Here is a 22,562-nt window from a genome sequence, read left to right as displayed (position 1 = left end):
TTCCTCAGGTACCGATGGTTCGGTAGATGTGTCACCGTGCGGCTGTGCGGCCGCCGGTGCGAAGCGTGGGGGTGGTTCTGGTGCCGAGGCGCCCGGAGACACCCCGTGGTACGACAAACCTCTGGATCAGCGCAAAGATTCCCTCGAGTGCCAATGCCAACAGGATGACGAGTATCGACCCGCCCAGCATCTCCGCGTAATCGCGGGTTTTCAACCCTGCGAACAGGTACCGGCCCAGGCCCAGGTCTGCCACGTAGGCCGCCAGCGTCGCCGTGGCGATCACCTGGAGGGTCGCAGAACGCAGCCCACCGATCAGCAGGGGCAGGCCGAGCGGAACCTCCACCTTGCGCACGATCTGCAGCTCGCTCATTCCCACGGCGCGGGCCGCGTCGATGGTGCGCCGGTCGATCGCCTCGAACCCCGTGTAGGCGCCGGCCAGGATCGGCGGGATCGCGAGAACGGTGAGGGCCACGTACGGGGCGACCACCCCGATCCCCACCCACAGGGCGACGAGGGTGAGCAGGCCCAGTGTCGGGATGGCACGGAGGCCGCCGGATGTGGTCACGGCGAGACCGCGGCCGCGGCCGGTGTGCCCGATCAGGTACCCCAGCGGGATCGCGATGGCCGACGCTATCACCACAGTGACGAGGGAGAAGACTATGTGCTGCCCGAGGCGGAGCGGGATGGCGTTGATGCCGACGTAGTTGGCCGGGTCGAGGATCCACGCGATGGCGCTGGCGAAGAGGTTCACGCGGCACTCACCTCGATCGGTGCGCTCACCCGGGCGGGAGGCGCCTTGCGCGTCCAGGGCATCAGGATGCGCCCGAGCAGCACCAGGGCACCGTCGAAGACCAGCGCCAGGAGCACGGTCGCAACGAGCCCGGCGATGATCTCGGCCTGGATCCCGCGCTGGAATCCGTCGGTGAAGAGGCTGCCGAGGCTCTGCACGCCGATGACAGCACCGACCGTGACCAGGCTCACTGTGCTCACCGCCACGACGCGCATTCCCGCCAGCAGGACGGGGCCGGACAGGGGTAGCTCCACCTGCCAGAACCGCGACCAGGCCGAATAGCCCACCGCGGACGCGGACTGGCGCACGTCGGCATCCACCGAGTCGAGGCCATCGGACACCACCCGAACCATCAATGCGACGCCGTAGAGAGTGAGGGCGATGATCACGTTAAGCGGAGACCGCAGGGCCGTGCCGATGACAGCAGGCAGCGACAGGATCAGCGGCAGCGATGGCACGGCGTAGAGCAGGCCGGCGCCGGTGAGGATGACGCCCCGGCTGATCCGGTAGCGGCGGGCCAGCCAGCCCAGTGGCACGGCGATGACGAAGCAGAGCAGAATCGGGGGCAGGCTCAACACGACATGGTCGAGTGTGCGCGCCCAGATCAGGCCAAGGTTCGCCAGGACCCAGGTCATCGAGCGCCTTCAGGGCGGGCTTCGGCCGCAGCGCGGTCGTTCAGGACGCCCGCGAGGCGGCCGTCGCTGTCCACGACGACGTCCTCGTCGCCGTGCCGCTCAATGTGCAGGGCACGGCGACCGCGGTCGGCGCCGACGAAGATCGCCACGAAGTCGTCGGCCGGCTGGGCCAGGATGTCGGCGGGCGACCCGACCTGGGCGATGTGGCCGCCCTCCCGCAGGATGACGATCTGGTCGCCGAGCAGGAAGGCCTCTTCGATGTCGTGGGTGACGAAGACCACGGTCTTGTCGAGGTCTTTCTGCAGGCGCACCAGCTCCTGCTGGAGTTCGGCCCGCACGATCGGGTCGACCGCGCCGAAGGGCTCGTCCATCAGTAGGATGTTCGGGTTCACAGCCAGGCCGCGCGCCACGCCCACACGCTGCTGCTGGCCGCCGGACAACTGGCTCGGGTAACGGTCGGCGAGGCTGCGGTCCAGGCCGACGGTGTCGAGCATGGTCAACGCATCCGCTCTGGCCTGGCGCTTGGGCGTGCCGCGCAGCAGCGGCACGGTGGCGACGTTGTCCACCACGGTGCGGTGCGGCAGGAGTCCGGAATTCTGCATCACGTAGCCGATGCCGCGGCGCAGCTTCACCGGGGGCAGCGTGGCGATGTCTTCACCGTCGATCTCGACCGAACCGCTGGAGGGGTCGACCATACGGTTGATCATGCGCAGCAGGGTTGTCTTGCCGGAGCCTGAGGAGCCGACCAGCACCGTGGTCTTGTGCGAGGGCAGCACGAGGCTGAAGTCCTCGACAGCGAGGGTGCCGTCGGGGAATCGTTTGCTGACGGAACGGAACTCGATCATCGCTGGGCTCATTCCTCGAAGCGGGCTAGACGCCCGGCTCACCGGGTTTCAGTGAGTGCGGGGTCGGCACCTGCTGGGTCGGCAAGTACGGATGACCAGCCAATCATTCTTCGGAGCCAGAACCAAAGCGGATTGCCGCTACATGACCGAAAAAGTTCAGCCGGCGTCCGGGCCGTAGTAGCCCACGAGGTAGTCGTGCATGATGCGGCGGCACTCGGCGATGAAACGCTCGTCGCCCTGGGTGTTCCAGGTGAACGCCCGCGACAGCAGCGAGTCCGCCATCTCCACGGCCACTTCGAGGCGGAAGATGAGGTCCGGCCCGCCGGAGAGCCCGAATTCCTCCGACAGCACGGCGGCGATCTGGTGCGCGAAGAAACCGGTGTCCAGCTGGTCGGGCGTGCTCGACTGGGCGCGTTCCCTGTCGGCGAAGTGCAGGATGCGGAAGCCGGGCTCGGCCCGGTACAGGTCGACGAACGCGGTGATGCCGCAGTCGACGGCTTCCCACCAGGTGGCGGGCTGGGTGGCCTTGAGGTTGTCGGCCACTCGCTGGCGGAAACGCAGCACAGCGCGCTCCCGCAGTCCCTCGAGGACGGCGACGCGGTCGGGGTAGTAGCGGTAGACGGTGCCGATGGAGGCGCCGGCGCGTTCGGCCACCATCGCCGTGGTGATGCGGTCGAAACCCACCTCGTCGACAACCTCGGCGGCGGCATCGAGCAGAGCGCTCAATCGGGCGGCGCTGCGCTGCTGGATGGGCTCGGTGCGGACCTGCCGGCCCTGTGCACCGGAGTCTTCACCGAATAGGTCGATCAGCGCCACGTGTCCTCCTTGAATATAAGTCACAATCCTAGAGGCCCCGGCCGGGCGACACGCACAGAAGACACCCCCCAAACGGAGCAGGCCCTGCCGACCCGGGCGGGTCGCATTCGGCTGCACACAGCGCGGAGGCGGCGCGGACGCATGAGAGACTGAGGTGTGTCAAAGTTCCCCGCCTCGGCCGCCGCCCCGCTGAATCCTGCACGGATGATGCATCGGGCTGCCCGCATCGAGGACTGGCTGCACGAGAAACGGGAGAAGTTCGCCAGACGACGCGGACACTTGCCCGTGATCATCCCCTACACCGGTTACGGCACTCCCGAGCGGGTGCGGATCCTCTGCCGGGTACTGCTGGCCAAGCCCGTGAAGGCCGGCGCCCGCACGAAACGACGCCTCATCGGGCGGGATGCGAGCATCAGGGGCTGGCGCAGCTTCACCAGCGTGCCGGTCAACGACGTCACCGTCACGATCGACATCGGCGGTACCGCGCACCGGGTGCAGGCCGACCGCGGCGGAGTCGTGGACACCGTCATGCAGGTGAGCCTGGAGCCGGGCTGGCACACGGCGCACCTGCACACCGAGGCGTCTGGGGCCGTCGAGGCTCCCGTCTTCGTGGTGGCCCCCGAGGTGCGTCGCGGGATCATCTCCGACGTAGATGACACCGTGATGGTCACCACTCTCCCCCGCCCCCTGCTCGCCGCCTGGAACACCTTCGTTCTCGACGAGCATGCCCGCGTACCCACGCCCGGCATGGCCGTGCTGCTGGACCGCCTCGCCGACGCCACCCCGGGGTCACCGGTGATCTACCTGTCCACTGGCGCCTGGAACGTCGCGCCGACGCTGAGCCGGTTCCTCTCCCGCAACCTCTACCCGGCCGGGGCGCTCCTGCTCACCGACTGGGGCCCCACCCACGACAGGCTGTTCCGCAGCGGTCGCGAACACAAGCGCGAGAACCTGCGCCGGCTCGCCCAGGAGTTCCCCGACATGCAGTGGATCCTGGTCGGCGACGACGGCCAGCACGACGAGGCCATTTACAGCGAATTCCAGCAAGAGTTCCCGCAGAGCGTCGCGGCCGTCGCCATCCGCCGGCTCTCACCCAGTGAGGCCGTGCTGGCGGGGCGCCGGGCCAAGGACACCGCGCCGGCCAAGCCAGACTCGCTCTGGGTCTACGGCCCGGATGGGGCGAGCCTCGCCGAGCAGCTGGCAGAGCTCGGCCTGATCACCGACCCTGGGCTGCCCGGACCGACCGACTAGCGCGTCGGGCGACCGGCGAGCAACCGGTCGAGGCCGCGGTTGATCTGCCTGGCCCAGAGCGGACCGCGGTACAGGAACCCCGTGTAACCCTGCACGAGGGTGGCGCCGGCGGCGAGACGTTCGGCGACCTGCTCGGCCGTTTCAACGCCGCCCACCGAGATGACGCAGAGTTCGGCGGGCACGGTGGCACGGATCAGCCGCAGGATCGCGAGCGACCTGGCGTTCAGTGGAGCGCCGGAGAGTCCGCCGGCGCCGGCGGCGTCCACGACGGCCGCGGGAGTGCGGAGGCCATCACGGCTGATGGTGGTGTTCGTGGCGATGATGCCGTCCAGGCCCAGCTCCACCACGAGCCCCGCGATGCGGGTGACCTCGTCGTCGGTGAGGTCGGGGGCGATCTTGACCAGGAGCGGTGTGCCGCCGGCTGTGGCCTGCACGGCGCGCAGCAGCGGGGCGAGCTGGTCGAGTTCCTGCAGACCGCGCAGCCCCGGCGTGTTGGGCGAACTCACGTTGACCACCAGGTAGTCGGCGATGGGCGCGAGCGCGGCGGCGCTCACCAGGTAGTCGTCGGTGGCGTCCTCGACGGCCGTGACCCGGCTCTTGCCGATGTTGATGCCCAGCACGGGCCGGGACCGGGTGGCGCGCACCCGGGTGAGCCTGTCCACGGCGGCCGCGGCGCCCGCGTTGTTGAAGCCCATGCGGTTGATCACGGCACGGTCGGGGATGAGGCGGAACAGGCGTGGCTTGGGGTTGCCCGGCTGGGCGATGGCGGTGAGGGTTCCCACCTCGACGTGGCCGAAGCCGAGCCGACCGAGCCCGATGACGGCGTGGCCGTCTTTGTCGAAGCCCGCGGCCACACCGAACGGAGAGTCGAAGTGCAATCCGAGGGTGTCGACACCGATGTCGGTGCGCGGCCGGGTGAAACTGTGCGCGAGCGGTCCGAGGCCCAGACGTGGCAGCCAGCGGATGACCTCGAAGGCCAGGTGGTGGGCCTGCTCAGGGTCGATGCGGGTGAGGACGAGCTTGAAGAGGGTGGGGTACACGGGAGCCTAGAGATCGGGCTCAGCGTCGGCATCCACCGCGGCGGCCGCGGCGTGCTCGGTGCGGAGCTGGAAGATGGCGCTCTCGAAGTCCTCGAGGGAATCGAAAGCCTGGTAGACGCTGGCGAATCGCAGGTAGGCCACCTCGTCGAGCTCCCGCAGCGGGGCGAGGATTGCCAGGCCGATGTCGTTCGCCTCGATCTGCGACGCGCCGGTCTGCCGGATGGTCTCTTCGACCTTCTGCGCGAGCATCGCCAGGTCGGAGTCGGTGACCGGTCGACCCTGGCAGGCCTTGCGCACGCCGGACACGATCTTCTCCCGGCTGAAGGGCTCAACGACGCCGCTGCGCTTGATGATGTTCAGGCTGGCGGTCTCGGTGGTGCTGAAGCGGCGACCGCACTCCGGGCACTGCCGGCGGCGGCGGATCGACAACCCGTCGTCGCTGGTGCGCGAGTCGATGACACGGGAGTCGGGGTGACGACAGAACGGGCAATACATTGTGGGTCGAGCCTACCGTTCCGCGGGGGTGCTGAAGCGGGCGCTGACCGCGTCGCCGTGCGCGGGCAGCGCCTCAGCGGCGGACAGCGCCAGGATGTGGTCGGCTACGCCGGCGAGGCCGTCTCGGCTGTAACGCACGACCTGCTGCGGGCGCAGGAAGGTGTAAGCGCCGAGCGCGGCGGAGAACCTGGCCTGTCCCCCGGTGGGGAGAACGTGGTTGGAGCCGGCCGCGTAGTCGCCCAGGCTCACCGGCGCGTACGGGCCCAGGAAGATGGCGCCGGCGTTGTCGATGTGGGCGAGCACGGCGTCGGGGTCGCTGGTCTGGATCTCGAGGTGCTCGGGGCCGAAGGCGTTGCTGAACGCGGCGGCCTGCTCGAGGTCGTCGACGAGCACGATGGCGGACTGGGAACCGCTCAGCGACGCCGTCACCCGTTCGGAGTGGGTGGTGGTCACGGCGAGGGTGTCGAGGAGGGCTTCGACGGCCGCGGCGAGGTCGGCGGAGTCGGTGACGAGCACGGCGGCGGCGAGTTCGTCGTGCTCGGCCTGGCTGACCAGGTCGGCGGCGACGAAGGCGGGGTCGGCTGCGGCATCCGCGATCACCAGGATGTCGGTGGGGCCGGCTTCGGAGTCGATCCCGGTGACGCCGCGTACGAGGCGCTTCGCGGCGGCGACGTAGACGTTGCCGGGGCCGGTGACGAGCTGGACGGGGTCCAGGCCGAGCCCGGGCACGCCGTAGGCGAAGGCGCCGACGGCACCGGCGCCGCCCATGGCGTAGATCTCGTCGACGCCGAGCAGACCGGCCACGGCGAGGATGGTGGGGTGCACGCGTCCGTCGAAGTGGCTCTGCGGCGGTGACGCGAGCGCGATGGAGGTGACCCCGGCCACCTGGGCGGGCACGACGTTCATCACGACGCTGGACGGGTAGACGGCCTTTCCGCCCGGCACGTACAGGCCGACCCGCTGCACCGGGCGCCAGCGCTGCACGATCTCCGCGCCGTCGGCGATGGTGGTGGTCACCAGGGGCGGCACCTGCGCCGCACTGGCGAGGCGCACCCGGCGGATGGTCTCCTCGATGGCCGTGCGCACCGCGGGGTCGAGGGCAGCGAGGGCCTCCTCGACATGGGCGGCCGGAACGCGAACGTGCTCAGGACGCACTCTGTCGAGGCGTTCGGCCTGGTCGAGCAGGGCCAGTTCGCCACGCGCACGCACGTCGTCGATCAGCTCGGCTGCGACGTCGCTGGCGACGGTGACGCTGGTGAGCGCCCGGGGCACTGCGGCCAAAAGATCGGCCGGAGCAGGCCGCGTTCCTCGAAGGTCAATCGTCTGGATCATGTCGCTCCAGCCTATCCAAGAACCGGGAGCACACGGGAATAGGCTGGTAGCTGAGACGATTGGCACCACTATGAACGAACGTTCCACCGCACCGGCCGAACTTCCCCGCGCGTCGTCGCTCGACACCGATCCGAACGCTCCGGCCGACCTGGCCGCGTTCAAGAACGCGTTCCGCCGGCACGCGGCCGGCGTCGCCGTTGTGACCGCCCTGGATGCGCACGGGATGCCAGTGGGCTTCACGGCCACGTCCCTCGCGTCGATGTCGGCGGTGCCGCCGCTGGCCACCTTCAACATGGCGAAGTCGGCCAGCTCCTGGCCGGCCGTGAACGAGACCGAGAGGGTGGTCATCCACCTGCTCGGCCTGCGTAATCGCGCCTTGGCCGAAAAGCTCGCCGGGCCCAACACCGAACGGTTCGTGGGAGAGCACTGGCGGGTCGGCCCGCACGGGCTACCCGTGCTTAACGACGTGACCTCCTGGATGGTCGGCCGGATCGTGGAGCGGGTGAGCGTGCACAATGCGGCCGTCGTCGTGGTGCAGATCGAGGAAGGCGGCCTCGGCGAGGACGACGAGGCGTTGATCTACCATGAGCGTCGCTATCGGGCGCTGGGCGAGACGCTCTAGCGAGGTCCTAACCGGCAGCGGCCCGGGCGGCGGCCTTGCGCAGCTGACGCTCCGCTTCCGTGGCGGCGGCCTCGGCCGGGGTCGGCGCGGTGCCGCCCAGGTGCGCAGGCTGCCACCAGCGGCCGGCACCCGGCACCGGGTAGCGTGCCTGCAGTCCGTCGACCAGGGTCTGCAGGGTGCCGTGCAGGGCCAGCGTCACGGCCTGCGGGTCGTCGGTGGCGCCCACCTGGATCGGGGTGCCGACCGCGAAGCCGATCGGGGCGCCGTAGGCCTCCCGCAGGGACGGCTTGTGGTTCTTGGTCAGCAGCCGGTGACCGCCCCACACGGCAATGGGGATGATGGGCACGTTGGCCTCCTGGGCCATCCGGGCGGCCCCGGTCTTCAGGTCGCGCACGGTGAATGACGCGTTGACGCCGCCCTCGGGGAAGACGCCGACGAGTTCGCCGAGGCTCAGCGCCCGCACGGCGTCGGCATAGGCCTGCGCGCCGGCGGTCATGTCCACGTTGATATGCCGCATCCCGCGCAGCAGCCAACCGACGAGAGGCTTGTCGAAGGCGCCCTTCTTGGCCATGAAGCGAATGTGCCGACGGTTCTTGCGCCACGTCATCCATTCCACCAGGGCGAAGTCCGCGTACCCGAAGTGGGTGATCGCGAGCACGGCTCCCCCGGCATCCGGCAGGTTCGTCAGACCGGTCACGGAGGGTCGCAGCCGGAACAGGCCGAAGACGGCTCGTCCGGCCGTGATGGCCGTGCTGTAGATCGGTTCCCTGGCTGGTGCTCTCATGGCTCCAGCGTATGGCCCCAGGCTGTCAACGGGCTGGCCGGATGCAGGCCGTTCGTCCTGATTCTCGGCGAACGCACCCGGCGATGGGGCCGATCTGGTCTCCGCGCTATCGTGTGCGCATCCGATCGAGAAGGTTCGAGGATGCGCATGGACGCCACCCTGACGACAGGCTGGACTGACTTCGCCGTGGCGATGGCGGGCGCGGCCGCGGCGCTGGCCGGCCTCGTCATGGTGGCGCTCTCGGTGAATATCAAGGAGATCCTCGCGCTCCCCGGGCTGCCGGCCCGGGCAGCGGCGGCGGTCGGCTCTCTCGTGCTCGTGGTGGTCACGGGCGGGCTCCTGCTGGTCCCCGGCCAGCCCGCGCCGGTGCTCGGCTTCGAGATACTGGTCGCGCTCGTTCCGGCGATCGCCCTGCACACGGTCTCGCTGAACCACCGGATGCGTCACGCCCAGGCTCCGCGGCTCTCCCTCTCCCTCTACCTCACCGCCGCAGCCCTCCAGCTGTTCCCGTTCGTGCTGGGCGGCCTGCTGCTCGTCGTCGCCGGCGGGTCGGTCGGCCTCTTCCTGGTGGCTGCCGGCGTTCTCCTGACCGTGATCGGCTCGATGCTCGACGCCTGGGTCCTGATGGTGGAAATCCTCCGCTGACCCCCTCGCTCCAGTTCCGCGAGCCGTGAGTTAAGCCCCATAATCGCGCGGGTTTTGGGGCTCTTCTCACGGCTCGCGGATGCGTGCTCCCGGGTGCCCCGACGGGCGGGTTGAGTGTCGGTGGTAGGTGAGACGATCTCACTATGAGTAACCCCGACCAGGCACCACCGCCCGCTCCGGATGATGACCATCACTCTCCGGAGTCCGCTCCACCTGGATCCACCCCAGCCCTGGACGAACTCGTTCGCACGGAGCTGGTCCGCCGCACCGAACTGATCGCGGCCGAAGCCCGCGCCATCGCCCAGGCGCAGGCCCGGCAGGCCGAACTCCTCGTCGATTTGCAGTGCTGGAGCGAAGACCCGCAAGTCTCCTCCCGGCTGCACGGCAACCCGGAGAGCATCCGGCAGTCCGACCTGGACGCGGCCAGCATGACCGAGGACCAGGCCCGCGCCGCCGCCTACAGCCGCTGGGACGACCGGGACGTGGCCCGCCGCACCATCGTGAGCGAGACCGCCTGCCTCCTGCGCGTGGCCGAGCGCACGGTGGAACGAATGCTGGACCAGTCGCTCTGGCTGATGTGCGCCCCGGCCACCTTCGAGGCCCTCTCCGCCGGGGAGATCAGCCACCGGCACGCCCTGGCGCTCGTCGACCAGATGCGCACCCTGCCGGACGAAGACCAGGCCGCATTCGAAGAAGCCGTCCTCCCAGCCGCGAAGACGATGCCGCTGGGACGGTTCACCGACAAGGCCCGCCGGCTGCGGGAGAGGCAGCATCCGGAATCGATCGTGACCCGCACCACGAACGCTTTCGCCGAACGCCGCACATACTGGGAGGCCGCACCGGATGGGATGGGCTGGTTGCACTGGTACGGCACCGCCCACGACACCACAGCCGCCTACGACCGCATCGACTCGATGGCCGTGAACCTGAAAAAGGCCGGCGAACCGGCGTCCTCGAGCACAGCGCCGGCCGCCGACGCGGATGAGGAGCAGAAGAAGCGCTCTCGCGACCAGCTTCGAGCCGACCTCACCCGCGCTCTCCTGCTGGACGGCATCACGCCCGACGGCTTGGGCGCCGGGATTCGCGGCACCGTGATGGTGACAGTATCGGTGTTCACCCTGCTGGGCCTGGACGAGGAGCCCGCTTCCCTCGAGGGCTACGGGCCGATCTCACCCGAGGCCGCACGGGAGATCGCCGCGCACGCTCCCACCTTCACCCGGCTGCTCACCCACCCCGAGACCGGGGTGGTGCTCTCCCTCGGCACAACCCAGTACAAGAACACCAAGGCCATGAAGAAATGGCTCCGGATACGCGACGAAACCTGCCGATTCCCGGGCTGCTCCCGCCCCGCCGTCAGGAGCGACGTCGACCACACCCAGGGTTGGGCAGACGGCGGCGGAACCGACAGCGACAACCTCGCCCACCTCTGCGAGCCCCACCACCGACTCAAACACCTCTCCCAGTGGCGGGTTACCCAGGAACCCGGCGGGATCCTGCTCTGGACCTCACCCGGCAACCGCAGCTACCGCACCGACCCGGCCAACCCGATGGGACCACCCCGGCCGCTGCCGCCGGCGACGGGCCCGAAGACCCGGAAGCGCCCCGCCGACAACACCTATCTGATGCCTCGGCACCGGCCGAAGCGGCGCCCGTCGGCTCCGGTGCCCGAGAACCCGCCGTTCTGACCCGCGATGACCCGTCGGCTGACCAGGTCTCGACAAGCTCGACCGGCGAGGGCGCACCTAGCCGGCAGGGCGGACTGTGGCGGGAACGCGGATCAGGTGAGGCAGTAGGGGCCGAGGAGACTCTTCAGTTCGCCGAAGAGGTCGGCCGTCACCGTCACGCGGGACGGCAGTTCGAAGACCCGGGCGGTGTCACCCTTGATCAGCTTCAGCCGCACCTCGGAGGTGCCGCCGTGCCGTTTGAGCACCTCACCCAGCTGGGTGACGGTGTCGGTGGTGGCCCTGGCCTCGAACAGGGTGATCGACAGGGTGCCGTGGTCGGATGCCTGCCCGAGTTCGGGAGCGAAGATGCTGTAGGCGTGCAGGTTCATGCCGTCATCGCGCATGCTCACCCGCCCGCGCACGACCACGACGGAGTCGCTGATCAGGTCGAGCGAGAACTCCTGGTAGGCCTTGCCCATGAACATCACGTCGATCTCGCCGCCGAAGTCCTCGACGGAGATGATGCCGTACTGATTGCCGGACTTCTTCGCGATGCGATGCTGCACGTTCGTGATCAGACCGGCGACAGTGACGGTGTCGGCGTCCTGGGTGTGTTCAGAGCTGATCAGGTCGGTGATGGTGGTGCTGGCGTGCTTCGCGAGCGGGATCTCGAGTCCGGCCAGCGGATGGTCGGAGACGTAGAGGCCGAGCATGTCGCGCTCGAGCGCCAGCTTCTCCTTCTTGCTCCACTCCGGCCGGTCCGGCACCTGGTCGGTCTCCTGCGGATCGTCGAAGAGGCTGTCGAAGTCGAAACCGACCATGCCGTGCGACTCGTCGCGCTTGATCTTGACGGCGGAGTCGACCGCGCCCTCGTGGATCTCGAACATGGCCCGGCGGGTGGCGCCGAGGGAATCGAACGCGCCGGACTTGATCAGGGATTCGACGGTGCGCTTGTTCGTGACCTGCAGCGGAACCTTGCGCAGGAAGTCGTGGAACGACTCGAAGTCGCCCTTCTCGGTGCGGGCTGCCCTGATGGACTCGACGACATTGAAACCGACGTTGCGCACGGCGCCCAGGCCGAAGCGGATGTCGGTGCCGACGGCGGCGAAGAAGCCGATCGACTCGTTCACATCCGGCGGGAGCACCTGGATGCCCATACGCCGGCACTCGTTGAGGTAGAGCGCGAGCTTGTCGCGGGCGTCGCCGACGCTCGTGAGCAGGGCCGCCATGTACTCGGCCGGGTAGTGCGCCTTGAGGTAGGCCGTCCAGTAGGAGAGCACGCCGTAGGCGGCCGAGTGGGCCTTGTTGAAGGCGTAATCGGAGAACGGTAGAAGGATGTTCCACACGGTGGTAACGGCTTCCATCGAGTAGCCGTTGGCCATCATTCCGCCGGAGAAGCCCTCGAACTGCTTGTCCAGCTCGGACTTCTTCTTCTTGCCCATCGCGCGTCGCAGCAGGTCGGCCTGGCCGAGCGAGAAGCCGGCCAGCTTCTGCGCGATCGACATCACCTGCTCCTGGTACACGATGAGTCCGTAGGTGCCGCCGATGATGTCCTTGAGGGGCTCCTCGAGCTCCTTGTGGATCGGGACGATCTCCTGCTGGCCGGTCTTGCGCAGCGCGTAGTTGGTGTGCGAGTTCGCACCCATGGGACCGGGCCGGTAGAGAGCGATGACGGCCGAGATGTCTTCGAAGTTGTCGGGCTTCATGCTGCGCAGCAGCGCCCGCATGGGCCCGCCGTCGAGCTGGAACACCCCGAGGGTGTCCCCGCGGGCGAGCAGCTCATAGGCCAGCGGGTCGTCGAGGCCGAGGTCTTCGAGCACCGGGCGGTGACCGCGGTTGGCCTCGATGTTGTCGAGGGTGTCGTCGATGATGGTGAGGTTGCGCAGACCCAGGAAGTCCATCTTGATCAGCCCGAGGGACTCGCAGGCCGGGTAGTCGAACTGCGTGACGATCTGGCCGTCGGCCTCGCGGCGCATGATCGGGATGATGTCGATGAGCGGGTCGCTGGACATGATGACGCCGGCCGCGTGCACGCCCCACTGGCGCTTGAGGTTCTCGATGCCGAGCGCGGTGTCGAAGACCGTTCGGGCCTCTGCGTCCGTCTCGATGACGGCGCGGAAGTCACCGGCCTCGCGGTAACGGGGGTGGTCCTTGTCGAACATGCCGGTGAGCGGCATGTCCTTGCCCATGATGGGCTGCGGCATCGCCTTGGTGAGCTTGTCACCCATGCCGAACGGGAAGCCGAGTACCCGGCTGGAGTCCTTGAGGGCCTGCTTGGCCTTGATGGTGCCGTAGGTGACGATCTGGGCTACGCGCTCGGCGCCGTACTTCTCGGTGACGTAGTGGATGACCTCGCCGCGGCGACGATCGTCGAAGTCGACGTCGAAGTCGGGCATGGAGACGCGGTCGGGGTTGAGGAAGCGCTCGAAGATCAGGCCGTGCACGAGCGGGTCGAGGTCGGTGATGCCCATGGCGTATGCCACCATCGACCCTGCACCGGAGCCACGGCCGGGGCCGACCCTGATGCCGTTGTCCTTGGACCAGTTGATGAAGTCGGCGACGACGAGGAAGTAGCCGGGGAAGCCCATCTGGGTGATGACGCCGACCTCGTAGTCGGCCTGCTTGCGGACGGCCGCGGAGATGCCATTCGGGTAGCGGCGGATCAGGCCGAGCTCGGTCTCCTTGATGAACCAGCTCTCCTCGTTCTCGCCCTCCGGGGTGGGGAAACGGGGCATGTAGTTGGCCTGGGTGTTGAACTTCACCTCGCACCGCTCGGCGATGAGCAGCGTGTTGTCGCAGGCCTCCGGGTTGTCCCTGAAGAGGTGCCGCATCTCGGCGGCGGTCTTGAGGTAGAACTCGTTGGAGTCGAACTTGAACCGGTTGGGGTCGTCGAGGGTGGAGGCGGACTGCACGCAGAGCAGCGCGGCGTGCGCCGTGGCGTCGTGCGCGTGGGTGTAATGCAGGTCGTTCGTGGCTACCAGCGGCAGGTCGAGTTCCTTGGCCAGCTTGAGCAGATCGGTCATGGTGCGGCGCTCGATGTCGATGCCGTGGTCCATGATCTCGCAGAAGAAGTTGTCCTTGCCGAAGATGTCCCGCAGCTCCCCCGCCGCCTGCCTGGCCTCGTCGTACTGGCCCAGCCGCAGCCGGGTCTGTACCTCGCCACCGACGCATCCGGTCGTGCCGATCAGGCCTTTGGAGTAGGTGCTGAGCAGCTCCCGGTCCATGCGCGGCTTGAAGTAGTAACCCTCGAGGGAGGCGAGCGAGGACAGCCTGAAGAGGTTGTGCATACCCTCGGTGTTCTCCGAGAGCAGGGTCATGTGCGTGTACGCGCCGCTACCACCGACGTCGTCGCGGTTCTGGGCGTTGGTGCCCCAGCGCACGCGGGTCTTGTCGCGGCGGTCGGTTCCCGGCGTGATGTAGGCCTCGGTGCCGATGATGGGCTTGATGCCCGCGTCGGTGGCGGTCTTCCAGAAGTCGAACGCCCCGAAGACGTTACCGTGGTCGGTGACCGCGATGGCGGGCATCTTCTGTTCGGCGGCGGCCGCGATCAGCGGTTTGACGCGCGCGGCACCGTCGAGCATTGAGTACTCGCTGTGCACGTGGAGGTGGACGAACGAATCATTCTGCGGCGACACGACTGCTCCAGCTGCTCTGGTGATGTATTAGTGAGGACGATACTAATCGGCGCGCAGGATGCGCAGGGCGTTGGCCAGGTCCTCGGGATATTCGGCGTTGAACGTCACCCATTCCCGGCTGGACGGGTGCTCGAAGGAGAGCTGTTTGGCAACCAGCCACTGCCGGGTGAGGCCGAGCCGTGCGGTGATCTTCGCTTCGGCGCCGTACATGGCGTCGCCGACGCAGGGATGCCGCTGGGCGGCCATGTGCACGCGGATCTGGTGGGTGCGGCCGGTCTCCAGGTGCACCTCGAGCAGGGACGCGGAGGGGAACGCCTCGAGCGTCTCGTAGTGGGTGATGGAATCCTTGCCGCCGGCGATGACGGCGAACTTCCAGTCCGATCGCGGGTGGCGCCCGATCGGCGCGTCGATGGTGCCGCTGGACGGGTCTGGGTGGCCCTGAACGACGGCATGGTAGATCTTCTGGACCTCACGGTCGTGGAACGCGCGCTTGAGGTGCGTGTAGGCGTGCTCGGACTTGGCAACCACCATGAGGCCGCTGGTGCCGACGTCGAGGCGGTGCACGATCCCCGCGCGTTCGGATGCGCCGCTGGTGGCGATACGGTAGCCGGCGGCCGCGAGGGCGCCGAGCACCGTCGGACCGGTCCAGCCCACGCTCGGGTGGGCGGCGACGCCGGACGGCTTGTTGACCACGACGATGTCGTCGTCGTCGTGCACGATGGTGAGGTCTGGAACCGCGATGGGAACGATGACCAGGTCCTGCTTGGGCGCCCAGCTCACGTCGAGCCAGGCCCCTGCGCGGAGTTTGTCGGACTTGCCGACGACCACGCCGTCTTGGGTGACCCCGTCGGCTTCGGCGATCTCTGCCGCGAAGCTGCGGGAGAAGCCGAACAGCTTGGCGATGCCCGCGTCGACGCGCACACCGTCCAGGCCGTCTGGCAGGGGAAGTGCTCGGTTTTCCATGATGCCGTTCAGTTGGGGGTGACGAGTGAGGCGGGGGCGTCCGCTGCGGCGGGGGCCTCCGCTGCGGATGTGCGGCGGCCGTCGAGGCCGATGCCACGCAGGGTGAGCAGCATGAAGAGAACCATGCTCACGACGATGCAGGAGTCGGCGATGTTGTAGATCGCCGGCATCATCCAGGGCGTGTAGATGAAGTCGACCACGTGGCCCATTCCGAAGCTTGGCTCACGGAACAGGCGGTCGGTCAGATTGCCGAGTACCCCGCCGAGCAGGAGTCCGAAGACGAGGGCCCACCGGGTGGAGCGGATGCGCCGCGCGAACACCACGATGAACACGACGACACCGGCCGCAATGAGTGAGAACACCCAGGTGAGGCCGGTGGCGAAGGAAAATGCAGCGCCCGGGTTCCGGATGAAGTGCAGTTGGAGCACATCACCCAGAACCCGAGCGGTTTCGCCCTCGGTCATCGTGCGGACGACGAGGGCCTTGCTGAGCTGATCGAACGCATACCCGCCGCAAGCCACCAGGGCCAGGACGAGGAGTGCGCGGTAACTGACCTTCGCGCTGGTGCTACGCGCCAAAGCCCTGGAAGCTCGCCTTCGGCGAGTTTCCCGAGTCCTTGCCGGCGCCTGCGCCGACGGGCGAGGCGGAGTCGAGGTCGCGGAGCTGACCCTCGATGTAGCTCTTCAGCTTCTGGCGGTACTCGCGCTCGAAGGTGCGCAGTTCCTCGATCTTGTTCTCGAGGACCGAACGCTCCTGCTCGAGGACGTTGATCTGGGCGCGCTGCTTGGCTTCGGACTCCGCGATCACGCGGGCTGCCGTGGCGTGGCCCTCGGCGATCAGGGCGTCGCGCTTCTCGGCGCCTTCCTTGACGTGCTCCTCGTGCAGGCGGCGGGCCAGCTGCAGAAGGTTCGTCGTGCCGGCGGTCTCGTCGATCGGCTCGGCCACTGGCGCTGCGGCGACGGGCTCGGGCACGACGGCCGCAACGGGCTCTGCGACGGGCTCGGGGGTGTTGACGGGCTCAGCGGCCTGGGCCGGCGCCGCGCTGACGGGAGCAGGGGTTTCCCCACCGGAGAGACGAGCCTTGAGCTCCTCGTTCTCCTGGGTCAGGCGTCGCAGCTCGACAACGACCTCGTCGAGGAAGTCGTCAACCTCGTCCTGGTCATATCCCTCACGGAACTTGGTCGACTGGAACCGCTTGTTGACTACATCTTCCGGAGTTAGCGCCATGGCTTTCCACCTCAAAACTCATTGTAAGAACAGTTGTTACGAACACGTGCGTGGGACCGACTGGCTCTCGGTGCAAGACCGGGCCGGTAGGCCGTCATCGATCAAGAATACATGCCGGGGCACCGGCGGGGCTGCGGGTCAGCGCAGAAACCCTGCAATCGACATCCCGATGATGCAACACAGCATAGTCAGGCTCCAGCCGAAGTCGAAGGCGATCGGACCGAGTCGCAGCGGCGGAAAGATCCGGCGGAAGAAGTTGATTGGCGGGTCGGTCAGCGTGTACACGAGCTCGATGAGCACGAGCACGAAGCCCTGCGGCCGCCAGGCCCGGTTCACTCCGCGCACCAGGTCCACGATGAAGCGTCCCCACATTACGAAGAAGTACAGCAGGAAGACGAAGTAAGCGATCGAACCGATCAGCGAGAGAAGGAACACGCTGGGTTACGACTGGGCGAAGAAGGAGGAATCGGCGTCCCCTTCCTCGGCGGCGTTGTCGCCCGAGATCACGACGTGCGACGGCGACAGGAGGAAGACCTTGGCCGTGACACGCTCGATCTTGCCGTACAGCCCCTGCGACAGGCCACTGGCGAAGTCGATCAGGCGGCGCGCGTCGGCGTCGCTCATCTGGGACAGGTTGATGATGACCGGGATGCCCTCACGGAAGGACTCGGCGATGACCTGGGCGTCGCGGTACTGGCGGGGGTGGACGGTGAGGATCTCGTTCATTTCAGACACGACAACATTCTTGGGGGTGGAGGTCTTGTGCAACGGCGTGACCGGTGCTCGGCCCGAGGAGTGCGACCCGTTCACGGGCGCGGCCGCGTGGGAGCTCGCGGCGTGCGCGGACTGGGTGGGGAGAGTGGAGACGGGAGCCGCGGCGGGTTCCTCATATTCCAGCTCTTCGTCTGCCAGACCCAGGTAGACCATGGTTTTCTTGAGCGGGTTGGACATCTCGACCTCCGTGTTGGTTTTACGACGTTTTCAGATTAACCGGTGCCGGGCGATTCCCGGTGATTGCGGTGCCAATTCGCAGGTGTGTCGCGCCCTCCGCGATGGCGGCCGCGTAGTCCTGGGACATTCCCATCGACAGGTACCGCGCGTCTGGCGCGATGCCCCGCATCTGGGCGCCCAGCTCGGACACCAGGGCGAAGGATCGCCGTGGGTCCGCCCCGAGGGGTGCGACGGCCATCAGGCCCAACAGGGTGAGCCCTGGCGTCGTGAGCACCCGCTCCACCAGCGGAGCGAGGTTGGGGATGGACACGCCACCCCTGGCCGGGTCGTCGGTGAGGTTGACCTGCACGAAGCAGTCCACCCCGACGGCGTCACCAGCGGATGCCTCGACAGGGCTGCCGAGGGCGTCGACGAGCGATTCGCGGTCGACGGAGTGGATCACCGACGAGTACGCGCGCACCTGCCGGGCCTTCTTGCCCTGCACCTGGCCGACGAAGTGCCAGGTGATGCCGGATCCGGACAGCTCCGCGGCTTTCGCCTGGGCTTCCTGGTGCCGGCTCTCGCCGAAATCGCGCACGCCGAGCTCGAGGAGCTCACGCACCAGCGACACCGGCTGGAACTTCGTCACGACAACTGTCGTGATGTCGGTCACCGGCCGGCCGGCGGACCGTGCAGCGTCGGCTATGCCGCCCTGCACGGTCGCCAACCGCTGGGAGAGGTCTGCTTCACCCATTACGTGGCGCTCACTGATTCTCAGCCATTACTTGAGGAAGTCGGGGATGTCCAGATCGTCGGACTCGTCCTCGAACGCCGGGTCGGCGACGGGAGTGCTCGCGGCGGAGTCCACGGTGGACCAGACCGAAGCGGCCGGGTCTTCCACCGTGTACGCGCTCGAGGCATCCGTGCCGGTCGCGGCGGCAGCACCGGAGACCCCGGCAGCCACACCCGCGGCGACCAGGTCGGAGCGGCGAACCTCGGCCACCTTGGCGCCGGGCTCACCGCCGTCGAAACCTGCGGCGATGACGGTGACGCGGACCTCGTCGCCGAGGGTGTCGTCGATGACCGCACCGAAGATGATGTTGGCTTCGGGGTGCACGGCTTCCTGCACCAGGCGGGCCGCATCGTTGATCTCGAAGATGCCGAGGTTGGAGCCACCCTGGATGGACAGCAGTACGCCGTGGGCGCCGTCGATCGACGCCTCGAGCAGCGGGGACGCCACAGCGAGTTCGGCGGCCTTGATGGCACGGTCGGCTCCGCGGGAGGAACCGATACCCATCAGGGCGGAACCGGCACCCTGCATGACCGACTTGACGTCGGCGAAGTCGAGGTTGATCAGGCCGGGGGTGGTGATCAGGTCGGTGATGCCCTGCACACCGGCGAGGAGCACCTGGTCTGCGGTGGCGAACGCCTCGAGCATGCTGATGCCGCGGTCGCTGATCTCCAGCAGGCGGTCGTTCGGCACGACGATGAGGGTGTCGACCTCGTTCTTGAGCGAGGCGACGCCGGTCTCGGCCTGGGCCTGGCGACGCTTGCCCTCGAAGCCGAACGGCTTGGTGACGACACCGATGGTGAGGGCGCCGATGGACTTGGCGATGCGGGCGACGACGGGAGCGCCACCGGTTCCGGTGCCACCACCCTCGCCGGCGGTGACGAAGACCATGTCGGCTCCGGCCAGCGCCTCTTCGATTTCCTCGGCGTGGTCCTCGGCGGCGCGACGGCCGACCTCGGGGTCCGCTCCGGCGCCGAGACCTCGGGTGAGGTCGCGGCCGACGTCGAGCTTGACGTCTGCATCGCTCATCAGGAGTGCCTGGGCATCCGTATTGATGGCGATGAATTCGACCCCTCGGAGGCCGAGCTCGATCATGCGGTTGACGGCGTTCACGCCGCCGCCGCCAATTCCAACAACCTTGATGACTGCTAGGTAGTTCTGATTAGTTGACACGTCCGGCCTCCGGTGGAACCCTAAACCTCTAGTCGAGGCTTAAAGTTATGCTGAGTATGCAATTCCTAAATTCGAAGTTAGGTGCCACACCCATAGTGGTGGGGAGGCGCGCCCGCGTGTCGCGAAAACTCAGGTGGAACTCACCGGACGACGTCCCTGCGAACGACGGCCCTGGCGAACGACGGCCCTGGCGAACGACGGCCCTAGCGAACCACGGCGCTGTCCGGCGAGGACACGTCGTATTCGGTGACGCTTCCCACCGGATGGCTGACGAGCAGGGCCGCCAGCACGATCGCCTTGTACTCCGCGCGTTCCGAGTTGCCCCAGACCACCCGCGCTCCCCCACCCAGGGTGAGGGTGACGTCATCCTTCGTGGCCGCGGTGACGGTATCGAGCTGGCCGCGGATGCCCTCGGGGAGGGCCGCGATCACGGCCACCGCAGCCTGGAAACCGGCACCGCTGGCACCATTGGCCGCGTCGATGACGGGATAGTCCGCTGGTCGGTCTGCACCGCTGGTGATGACGACGCCGGCCGCGTCCACCAGGTCGAATCCGGCGGCAGAGGCCACGGCTCCAACCGGCTCGCGTTCGACGATGCGCACGACCAGGGTGTCCGGCGGACGACTCTCGGTGACGTAGCTGCGGATCAGGCTGAACTCGCTCAGTTCGCGCTTGACCTCGGCGAGGTCCACGAGCGGCAGCGGGGTACCGAGCTGGCCGTCGAGGGCCGCGGTGATGTCGTCGGCCGGGATGCGCTCGGTGCCGGTGACCTCGATGGTGCGCAGGGCCATCAGCGGCGAGTACACCCCCACGAGCACGAAGGCCACCAGGACTGCCACGGTGGCGCCGGCCGCGATCCAGATGTTGCGTCGACGGCGCGACCTGGACGTGAACCGGCGCACCTCGCTGCGTTCGTACTGCTTGCGGGCGCGCCGGGCGGCACGGAGCCGCGCGCGGGCCGCGCGGGCGGTGAGGGGTGCGGCAGGCGCCTCGGTGTCCGCTGCGGCTGCAGGTGCAGTCGATGCAGCCCGTCGTGCGGCCAGCCGTGCCACGAGACCGGCGGCAGCGGGCTTGTCGGCACGCGGGGTGAGTGCAGGCGAACGCGGTGCAGGCGAACGCGGTGCAGGCGAGCTGGGTGCAGGCGAGCTGGGTGCAGATGAGGTGGACTGCGGGGACGCCTGTTTCTTCGTTACCGGCAGGCTGATCGGCTCGGTCGTCGCATCGGGTTCTGACCGTGCCTGCTCGGGCTTCTTCCGCGCCGGGGCGGTCCGCCCTGTCGGCTTCTCGCCAGCCCGCTCGGGTTCACGCGCCGAGGGCGACCGGGGCGCCTGAGGGACGCCGGGGGGACGCTTCATGCGCGCGAGCCCAGGACGAGCCTCATCCGCGCTCCAGCGATTCCAGCAGCTGGGGCACGATGCGATACACGTCACCGCAGCCGAGGGTCACGACGAAGTCACCCTCCCTGGCGATGGTGCCCAGGTAGTCCGCGGCATCCTGCCATTCGGGGATGAAGGCCACGTGGGACGGGTCCGCGAATCGCTCGGAGACCAGGGCGCCGGTCACACCGGGTACGGGGTCTTCCCTGGCGCCGTAGACCGCGAGCACGATGGTCTCGTCGGCGTACTTCTCCAGGGTGTCGGCGAACTCCTGGGCGAACAGGCGGGTGCGGCTGTACAGGTGCGGCTGGTGCACGGCGATGATGCGTCCTGAGCCCACCACGGTGCGCACGGCCGACAGCGCGGCGGCGACCTCGGTGGGGTGGTGCGCGTAGTCGTCGTAGACGCTCACGCCGCGTACGGTGCCGTGCAGTTCGAAGCGGCGCTGGGTTCCGCCGAAGGCGGCGATAGCGGCGAGGGAGTCTGCTGGGTCGAGGCCGAGTCCGACGAGAACGGCGAATGCACCGGCGGCGTTGATGGCGTTGTGCCGGCCGGGGACGCGCAGGGTGGCCGAGTAGTCCACACCCTTCCAGCTGACACTGAAGCTGACCGGGCCGGAGGTGCCGATGGAGTGCACCCGCACGGCGGCATCCTCGGCTTCCCCGAAGGTGACGATGTTCGCCCCGGTGAGGCGACCGGTGACGCGCACGGCACCGGGGTCGTCGGAGGAGATCACCACGAGTTCGTCGGCGTTCTGGGCGAACTCGACGAAAGCAGCCTCGAAGGCCTCGAGTGAGCCGTAGTGGTCGAGGTGGTCGGGGTCCACGTTCGTGATGAGGGCGATGCCGGTGTTGTAGAGCAGGAAGGAGCCGTCCGACTCATCGGCCTCGACGACGAAGAGGTCGTCTGCGCCGCTGCCGGCGCTCACGCCGAGGGATTCGATGACCCCGCCGTTGACGAAGTTCGGGTCCTGGCCGAGGCCGAGCAGGCCGGTGACGATCATTCCCGTGGAGGTCGTTTTTCCGTGCGCCCCGGCGACGGAGACCAGGCGATGGGAACGGATCAACCAGGCGAGGGCCTGGGAACGGTGCAGCACCGGAAGGCCGCGCTCGGTGGCAAGCACATACTCGGGGTTGTCCTGCCAGAGGGCACCGGTGACGACGAGGCTGTCGGCGTCGCCGACATTGGCGGCGTCGTGCCCGATGGTGATCGTCGCGCCGAGCGCGCGGAGGGCTTCGACGTTGTCGGAGTCACGGGAATCCGAGCCGGTCACGGTGTGGCCTGCGGCCAGGAAGAGGCGGGCGATTCCGCTCATCCCCGAGCCGCCGATACCCACGAAGTGCACGGTACCGAGGTCTTCGGGAACGATGAGAGTCAGGTCTGGCTTGATCACGTGACGGTCTTTCTTGCTGGCGGAGCGCGGGTGGTGCCTGTATGGCTCGGTGTCTGGAGGGCTCGGTGTCTGGAGGGCTCGGTGCCTGGAGGGCCCAGGTGACTTCAACGTTACGCGGCGGCAGTCTCGGCGTCGAATGGGACAGGTGCCGAGCCG

The 22,562-nt window shown here is 68.1% G+C and carries 22 protein-coding genes; 4 read left to right on the top strand and 18 right to left on the bottom strand.

Annotated features, from left to right (window positions below):
- Positions 1–31 precede the first annotated feature (31 nt).
- From BJQ94_RS08520 to BJQ94_RS08505, 4 genes are all read right to left on the bottom strand, one after another.
- Positions 32–751, bottom strand: coding sequence for an ABC transporter permease subunit (locus tag BJQ94_RS08520; RefSeq protein ID WP_265398257.1), 720 nt, complete (start codon positions 749–751; stop codon positions 32–34).
- Positions 748–1,425 (bottom strand): ABC transporter permease, encoded by a 678-nt coding sequence (locus BJQ94_RS08515; protein WP_265398256.1) that lies wholly within the window; start codon positions 1,423–1,425, stop codon positions 748–750. Before BJQ94_RS08515 ends, BJQ94_RS08520 begins: the two co-directional genes overlap by 4 nt.
- A complete protein-coding gene (locus BJQ94_RS08510; protein WP_265398255.1) occupies positions 1,422–2,270 on the bottom strand; it encodes an ATP-binding cassette domain-containing protein in 849 nt (282 codons plus the stop codon). Before BJQ94_RS08510 ends, BJQ94_RS08515 begins: the two co-directional genes overlap by 4 nt.
- Positions 2,271–2,426: 156 nt before the next feature.
- Positions 2,427–3,086 carry a TetR/AcrR family transcriptional regulator gene (locus tag BJQ94_RS08505; protein WP_265398254.1) on the bottom strand — a complete coding sequence of 220 codons (660 nt, stop codon included), beginning with the start codon at positions 3,084–3,086 and terminating at the stop codon, positions 2,427–2,429.
- Positions 3,087–3,290: 204 nt separating this feature from the next.
- Between BJQ94_RS08505 and BJQ94_RS08500 the strand changes: the two genes are divergently transcribed.
- A complete protein-coding gene (locus BJQ94_RS08500) occupies positions 3,291–4,337 on the top strand; it encodes a phosphatase domain-containing protein (protein ID WP_265398253.1) in 1,047 nt (348 codons plus the stop codon).
- Here the strand turns inward: BJQ94_RS08500 and BJQ94_RS08495 are convergent.
- The 3 genes from BJQ94_RS08495 to hisD are packed head-to-tail and all read right to left on the bottom strand — an operon-like array spanning position 4,334 to position 7,204.
- Positions 4,334–5,377 (bottom strand): quinone-dependent dihydroorotate dehydrogenase, encoded by a 1,044-nt coding sequence (locus tag BJQ94_RS08495; protein WP_265398252.1) that lies wholly within the window; start codon positions 5,375–5,377, stop codon positions 4,334–4,336. The genes BJQ94_RS08500 and BJQ94_RS08495 overlap by 4 nt on opposite strands.
- A 6-nt stretch (positions 5,378–5,383) precedes the next feature.
- A complete protein-coding gene (nrdR, locus tag BJQ94_RS08490) occupies positions 5,384–5,872 on the bottom strand; it encodes a transcriptional regulator NrdR (RefSeq protein ID WP_265398251.1) in 489 nt (162 codons plus the stop codon).
- Positions 5,873–5,884: 12 nt separating this feature from the next.
- Positions 5,885–7,204: a histidinol dehydrogenase gene (gene hisD, locus BJQ94_RS08485; protein WP_265398250.1), complete on the bottom strand. Its 1,320-nt coding sequence runs from the start codon at positions 7,202–7,204 to the stop codon at positions 5,885–5,887.
- A gap of 70 nt (positions 7,205–7,274) precedes the next feature.
- On the opposite strand from hisD, the gene BJQ94_RS08480 reads away from it, so the two are divergent.
- Entirely contained in the window at positions 7,275–7,826 is a 552-nt protein-coding gene (locus BJQ94_RS08480) for a flavin reductase family protein (RefSeq protein WP_265398249.1), read from the top strand.
- Between the two features lie 7 nt (positions 7,827–7,833).
- Here the strand turns inward: BJQ94_RS08480 and BJQ94_RS08475 are convergent, their stop codons facing one another.
- Positions 7,834–8,610: a lysophospholipid acyltransferase family protein gene (locus tag BJQ94_RS08475; RefSeq protein ID WP_265398248.1), complete on the bottom strand. Its 777-nt coding sequence runs from the start codon at positions 8,608–8,610 to the stop codon at positions 7,834–7,836.
- A gap of 147 nt (positions 8,611–8,757) precedes the next feature.
- Between BJQ94_RS08475 and BJQ94_RS08470 the strand changes: the two genes are divergently transcribed.
- Together BJQ94_RS08470 and BJQ94_RS08465 are read left to right on the top strand one after the other, a co-directional pair.
- Positions 8,758–9,255 carry a hypothetical protein gene (locus tag BJQ94_RS08470; RefSeq protein ID WP_265398247.1) on the top strand — a complete coding sequence of 166 codons (498 nt, stop codon included), beginning with the start codon at positions 8,758–8,760 and terminating at the stop codon, positions 9,253–9,255.
- Positions 9,256–9,398: 143 nt separating this feature from the next.
- Positions 9,399–10,940, top strand: a complete 1,542-nt coding sequence (locus BJQ94_RS08465) for an HNH endonuclease signature motif containing protein (protein ID WP_275875587.1) — start codon at positions 9,399–9,401, stop codon at positions 10,938–10,940.
- 92 nt (positions 10,941–11,032) lie between these two features.
- Here the strand turns inward: BJQ94_RS08465 and dnaE are convergent, their stop codons facing one another.
- The 10 genes from dnaE to murC all read right to left on the bottom strand — a co-directional run bounded on the left by dnaE (position 11,033) and on the right by murC (position 22,406).
- Entirely contained in the window at positions 11,033–14,554 is a 3,522-nt protein-coding gene (dnaE, locus tag BJQ94_RS08460; RefSeq protein WP_265399931.1) for a DNA polymerase III subunit alpha, read from the bottom strand.
- Between the two features lie 42 nt (positions 14,555–14,596).
- Entirely contained in the window at positions 14,597–15,517 is a 921-nt protein-coding gene (locus BJQ94_RS08455; protein ID WP_265399932.1) for an RluA family pseudouridine synthase, read from the bottom strand.
- Between the two features lie 8 nt (positions 15,518–15,525).
- The gene (gene lspA, locus BJQ94_RS08450; protein ID WP_265399933.1) at positions 15,526–16,095 is read right to left on the bottom strand and encodes a signal peptidase II; all 570 of its coding nucleotides are present in this window, start codon (positions 16,093–16,095) and stop codon (positions 15,526–15,528) included.
- Positions 16,085–16,744, bottom strand: coding sequence for a DivIVA domain-containing protein (locus BJQ94_RS08445; RefSeq protein WP_265399934.1), 660 nt, complete (start codon positions 16,742–16,744; stop codon positions 16,085–16,087). The genes lspA and BJQ94_RS08445 overlap by 11 nt, the downstream gene beginning before the upstream one ends.
- Before the next feature lie 138 nt (positions 16,745–16,882).
- The gene (locus tag BJQ94_RS08440; protein WP_265399935.1) at positions 16,883–17,179 is read right to left on the bottom strand and encodes a YggT family protein; all 297 of its coding nucleotides are present in this window, start codon (positions 17,177–17,179) and stop codon (positions 16,883–16,885) included.
- A gap of 6 nt (positions 17,180–17,185) precedes the next feature.
- Positions 17,186–17,695, bottom strand: coding sequence for a cell division protein SepF (gene sepF / locus BJQ94_RS08435; protein ID WP_265399936.1), 510 nt, complete (start codon positions 17,693–17,695; stop codon positions 17,186–17,188).
- A 19-nt stretch (positions 17,696–17,714) separates the two neighbouring features.
- Entirely contained in the window at positions 17,715–18,428 is a 714-nt protein-coding gene (locus tag BJQ94_RS08430) for a YggS family pyridoxal phosphate-dependent enzyme (protein ID WP_265399937.1), read from the bottom strand.
- Between the two features lie 27 nt (positions 18,429–18,455).
- Positions 18,456–19,637, bottom strand: coding sequence for a cell division protein FtsZ (ftsZ, locus tag BJQ94_RS08425; protein WP_265399938.1), 1,182 nt, complete (start codon positions 19,635–19,637; stop codon positions 18,456–18,458).
- A 203-nt stretch (positions 19,638–19,840) separates the two neighbouring features.
- A complete protein-coding gene (locus BJQ94_RS08420) occupies positions 19,841–20,689 on the bottom strand; it encodes an FtsQ-type POTRA domain-containing protein (RefSeq protein WP_265399939.1) in 849 nt (282 codons plus the stop codon).
- A gap of 325 nt (positions 20,690–21,014) precedes the next feature.
- Complete coding sequence (gene murC, locus BJQ94_RS08415; protein ID WP_265399940.1) at positions 21,015–22,406, bottom strand: UDP-N-acetylmuramate--L-alanine ligase; 1,392 nt, start codon at positions 22,404–22,406, stop codon at positions 21,015–21,017.
- Between the last annotated feature and the right edge of the window lie 156 nt (positions 22,407–22,562).

Origin of the sequence: Cryobacterium sp. SO2, assembly GCF_026151165.2 — a bacterium.
In the GTDB taxonomy this organism is placed as follows: Bacteria; Actinomycetota; Actinomycetes; order Actinomycetales; family Microbacteriaceae; genus Cryobacterium.
Note: the sequence above shows the minus strand (reverse complement) of the source record. Positions and strands in the feature narration are given on the sequence as shown.

Excerpts from the sequence above, each read along its gene's own strand:
- sepF (WP_265399936.1), bottom strand. The coding sequence starts at position 17,695 with ATGTCCAACCCGCTCAAGAAAACCATGGTCTACCTGGGTCTGGCAGAC.
- BJQ94_RS08470 (WP_265398247.1), top strand. The coding sequence starts at position 8,758 with ATGGACGCCACCCTGACGACAGGCTGGACTGACTTCGCCGTGGCGATG.
- BJQ94_RS08480 (WP_265398249.1), top strand. The coding sequence starts at position 7,275 with ATGAACGAACGTTCCACCGCACCGGCCGAACTTCCCCGCGCGTCGTCG.
- BJQ94_RS08465 (WP_275875587.1), top strand. The coding sequence starts at position 9,399 with ATGAGTAACCCCGACCAGGCACCACCGCCCGCTCCGGATGATGACCAT.
- BJQ94_RS08515 (WP_265398256.1), bottom strand. The coding sequence starts at position 1,425 with ATGACCTGGGTCCTGGCGAACCTTGGCCTGATCTGGGCGCGCACACTC.
- BJQ94_RS08510 (WP_265398255.1), bottom strand. The coding sequence starts at position 2,270 with ATGATCGAGTTCCGTTCCGTCAGCAAACGATTCCCCGACGGCACCCTC.
- BJQ94_RS08430 (WP_265399937.1), bottom strand. The coding sequence starts at position 18,428 with ATGGGTGAAGCAGACCTCTCCCAGCGGTTGGCGACCGTGCAGGGCGGC.
- BJQ94_RS08445 (WP_265399934.1), bottom strand. The coding sequence starts at position 16,744 with ATGGCGCTAACTCCGGAAGATGTAGTCAACAAGCGGTTCCAGTCGACC.
- BJQ94_RS08475 (WP_265398248.1), bottom strand. The coding sequence starts at position 8,610 with ATGAGAGCACCAGCCAGGGAACCGATCTACAGCACGGCCATCACGGCC.
- BJQ94_RS08455 (WP_265399932.1), bottom strand. The coding sequence starts at position 15,517 with ATGGAAAACCGAGCACTTCCCCTGCCAGACGGCCTGGACGGTGTGCGC.
- BJQ94_RS08500 (WP_265398253.1), top strand. The coding sequence starts at position 3,291 with ATGATGCATCGGGCTGCCCGCATCGAGGACTGGCTGCACGAGAAACGG.
- hisD (WP_265398250.1), bottom strand. The coding sequence starts at position 7,204 with ATGATCCAGACGATTGACCTTCGAGGAACGCGGCCTGCTCCGGCCGAT.
- nrdR (WP_265398251.1), bottom strand. The coding sequence starts at position 5,872 with ATGTATTGCCCGTTCTGTCGTCACCCCGACTCCCGTGTCATCGACTCG.